We start from the raw sequence: 4,007 nt of genomic DNA, 5'->3' as shown, positions 1-4,007 counted from the left end.
AAATTATACTTGCTAGCTAGTAAAAAGCAACAAATAATTTAGAAAACAAATAGTTCAATAAAGCTACATGTTCTTACAATAAATGAATGATGAATAAAAGGAAAAAGAAGACGTTACGTCTTCTTCTTTAAATTATATGAATATTAGGGTTTGTTTGTTGCTTTCGTTTAATTTTCTTTTCTTTTAAATCAAATGCTCTACTTAATTTTGGCAGTGTTAAAGCATAGAATAAAGCAACGATAAGAATAATCACTGCCATACCATAATATAAGTAATCAATTGATGCAATGACTTTTGGAAACAGAATAGCAATTAATCCTAAAGTTAACGATTGAGCGAACATCATTAAAGGATCTATCCATCCACTTACTCTCCCCATTAGCTTTGGATGGACAATTTTTGGCATCCATCCACCAATTGCGATATTAATTGGTCCTAGACAGGTACCGATAATGAAAACAATTGCTAAAAATAAAGTTACGCTATTTGTAAAGCCAAGGAAGAAGATCAGTAGGCTTGCAATAAAGATAGGAAAAACCATTAATTGATATGGCTTGAATTTTGCTGCAATAACTGTACCTATTCCACTCCCTGTTAATAAGCCTAAGCCTAATGAGAGGGCAAAAAGCGAGGCATACCATTCATAGTTGTCTAAAGTTAGCTCATATTTCATTGTAAACATTGGCAATACAGCAAATGCTCCATTGACAATTCCGAAAATGAAAAAACCAAATACTAAAGATGCTAACAGACGGTTTTTAATAATATAAACAATACCATCTTTAAAATCAGTTACTGACGATTTAAAACTGATATCCTTCCACTTGACCTGTCCATTCGGAAGTCGTGCAGAAATTGGGATTTTACATGATTTAATTAACAACGCCGAAATAATAAAGCTTATAAAATCAACAATCACTGCGCCATGAATTCCTACAGTTTTATAGATAAAAGCCCCGATCCCAACACCAAACACCATAAATATGCTAAACAGCATTTGATTTAAGCCAGCTGCCTGTGCGTACTGTTCTTTATTCAATATCCCTTGGACAAGGCTATTTTCAGCGGGAAAGAAAAATTTTGTTACTGCACTGCGTAAAAAGAGAATAAGAAAAATGATTGGAATAGAATTTAAGAATAAAGCTCCAAATAAAACAATTGTTAACCCTGCTCGAACCCAATCGCAATTTTCTGCAACCTTTTTTCTGTCAAATTTATCTGCAACAACACCTACAAGAAAAAAGACCAAAATTGTAGGTAAAGAATACATAAGCTCAGCAATCGTAGCGTATGATGGTTGATTACTAAAATGGTCTAATAGATAGAAGGCAAATGTCATATTGCCAATTGTTGTTCCCATTTGTGAAAATAAAGCTGCGTAAAACAACTTTACAAAATTTTTATTATGAAAAATTTTCATTTGTTCGCTCCTTAAGTGTCGATATCCACTATTACATTTGTCATTATAAGGGATTTATTGTTTGTTGAATACGCAACTTACAAAATCTTAATAAAATCTTAAGGTCTTATTAAAACTTTTGTCCCGTTTGGAACTAGTGATGAAAGCTCTAATACATCTTTATTGAACATTCGTATACATCCATGAGAGACGGCTTTACCAATAGAGGAAGGGTCATTTGTTCCATGGATACCGTAGTGTAGTTTTGATAAACTTAACCACATTGCACCAAATGGGCCACCAGGATTAGTCTGTCGATTAACAATGACAAAATCTCCTATCGGTGTAGCAGTAACCATTCTTCCAACTGCAATAGGGTATTCTTTAACAACTTGTCCGTTTAAGTATAAAGTTAAACGTTTATTTGAAACGGAAATATGAATACTATATGGAATTGTTTCAGGATCAGGTAAGTTGGGAATGACGATTTTTTGTCCGATGTAAACGAGGTTTGGATTGGAAATTTGATTCGCAATTAATAATTGATTTAGCGGTATCCGATAATTAGCAGCAATGATAGATAACGTTTCACCTTGGCGAACAGTATGAATCATAGCAATCCTCCTTAAAAGGTTTTTATAAACAATGTCTTTAAATGAACAATATAGATTTTCTCTTGAAGTTATGAATGAAGGTTTGTTGTGGAAATGACACTCATTTTCAGACGAATATTCGGGAGTTTTATTGAAATATTAGGCTCTTTATAACGAAGATGCTCACTGCACACTCCATAGAAAGCTTAGCATCTGTATGAAAATTAACCACTCTCTACGAGGTAGTTAGCAATAAAGTTTTACGAATATAGCCAAATATAAAAATCCCAGTATACGATATGTTGGATTGTGGTATAATGTACCTTATTTTAGAGGATTAGTTCGGTACTGCTCGTTTTATTTTGATTAAGTTACTTGGCATTTACAGTGAACTATTTTTAATTAGAATAAAAGAGCAGCTCATCAAAAAAGAATAGGGTGTGAGAACAATCGTGGTTCAAGGAAAATACGCAATTGTTGATATTGGCTCAAACACAATGCGACTTGTCATTTACATGAGAGAAAAAAGTGGTCGATTAAAGGAAATTGAAAATGTGAAAGCAGTCGTGAGACTTCGCAACTATTTGACAGAAGAGCAGGTTTTAGAAGATGATGGCGTAAATTTGCTTATTAATACACTCCATACATTTCAGGAGGTAACAAGACATTATAAGTTAGATGATGTGAAATGTGTTGCAACCGCAACAATTCGTCAAGCAATTAATAAAGAAGAGATTTTAGAGAGAGTTAGTAAGGAAACAGATTTTGCAATGCGTATCTTATCAGAATATGAAGAGGCGTACTATGGCTATTTAGCAGTTGTCAATTCCACCTCAATTGAAAACGGCATCACCATTGATATTGGTGGAGGAAGCACAGAATTGACGTATTTTGCAAATCGAAAGCTAATCAACTTTCATAGTTTTCCCTTTGGAGCACTTTCATTAAAAAAGCAATTTGTAAAAGGAGAAACACCAACTCTAGAAGAGCTAATGAACTTACGCAATTTTTTATCAACTCAATTTTCCACATTAGACTGGCTAAAAAATAAGAAATTGCCGATTATTGGAATTGGCGGTAGTGCACGTAATATGGTACAAATCCATCATGAATATGTTAATTATCCACTTGCGGGTTTGCATCAATATATGATGAATGTTGATGAAGTGCATTTAATTAATACATATTTACAATCTTTATCTTTTGAAGACTTGCAGCGTGTTGAAGGGTTATCAAAGGATCGTGCAGACCTTATTATTCCTGCAGTTGAAGTATTTGAATCATTAATGGAATTTGTAGGTGCAGACAAATTTGTTTTAAGTCGAAAGGGATTAAGAGATGGAGTGTTTTATGAAAAGCTAACGAAGGAATTTGGAGTTACCTTGTTTCCAAATGTTATTGAGGAAAGCTTTTATGAGTTAGCGACTGACTTTCAAATTAATGTTAACCATGTTTTCAATGTTACAAAAACAGCACTTACAATCGTTGAATTACTAAATAAATCTGGATTAGTCTCAATAGATAAAAACGATGTGAATTTATTAAAACGTGGTGCACATGTATATAATATCGGAAAATACATTGATGCAGAGTCTAGCAGTCAACATACGTTTTACTTATTGGCAAATCGGACAATTGACGGTTTAATGCATCGGGAACGTTTAATTATTGCTTTAATTGCATCCTATACAAACAAATCTTCTTTTAAACAAAATATTCGCCTATTTAATCAATGGTTTACAAAGGAGGAGCTAACAAAATATCGTCTATTAGGTGCCATAATAAAGTTTGCTTATAGTTTAAATGCAACGAATCGTAATATTATTAAAAATATGGAGTTGCAAGTAAATGACGATACCCTTAGTTTTTTCATTGTTTGCAGAACAGATTTTAAGCCTGAACAATATCAAGTAGAAAAACAGAAAAAACATTTGGAAAAAATAGTGAAGAAATCAATTCAAGTCCATTTTTCTTATCAACAATTTTCTTAAGCTAAATTCATAATGGTAGTACTT

General features: G+C 32.8%; 3 protein-coding genes. 1 reads left to right on the top strand and 2 read right to left on the bottom strand.

What is annotated here, in order from left to right:
* Positions 1–127: 127 nt before the first annotated feature.
* Positions 128–1,420 carry an MFS transporter gene (locus HU235_RS17875; protein WP_174881100.1) on the bottom strand — a complete coding sequence of 431 codons (1,293 nt, stop codon included), beginning with the start codon at positions 1,418–1,420 and terminating at the stop codon, positions 128–130.
* 98 nt (positions 1,421–1,518) lie between these two features.
* A complete protein-coding gene (locus HU235_RS17870) occupies positions 1,519–2,013 on the bottom strand; it encodes a L,D-transpeptidase family protein (protein WP_095299128.1) in 495 nt (164 codons plus the stop codon).
* Between the two features lie 476 nt (positions 2,014–2,489).
* On the opposite strand from HU235_RS17870, the gene HU235_RS17865 reads away from it, so the two are divergent.
* Positions 2,490–3,983, top strand: a complete 1,494-nt coding sequence (locus HU235_RS17865) for a Ppx/GppA family phosphatase (RefSeq protein ID WP_095299166.1) — start codon at positions 2,490–2,492, stop codon at positions 3,981–3,983.
* Positions 3,984–4,007: the final 24 nt, after the last annotated feature.

This window comes from Metabacillus niabensis, assembly GCF_902829255.1.
Classification (GTDB): domain Bacteria; phylum Bacillota; class Bacilli; order Bacillales; family Bacillaceae; genus Metabacillus; species Metabacillus niabensis.
The sequence above is the reverse complement of the archived record's forward strand: the minus strand, read 5'-3'. Positions and strand labels throughout refer to the sequence as shown.

Excerpts from the sequence above, each read along its gene's own strand:
- HU235_RS17875 (WP_174881100.1), bottom strand. The coding sequence starts at position 1,420 with ATGAAAATTTTTCATAATAAAAATTTTGTAAAGTTGTTTTACGCAGCT.
- HU235_RS17870 (WP_095299128.1), bottom strand. The coding sequence starts at position 2,013 with ATGATTCATACTGTTCGCCAAGGTGAAACGTTATCTATCATTGCTGCT.
- HU235_RS17865 (WP_095299166.1), top strand. The coding sequence starts at position 2,490 with ATGCGACTTGTCATTTACATGAGAGAAAAAAGTGGTCGATTAAAGGAA.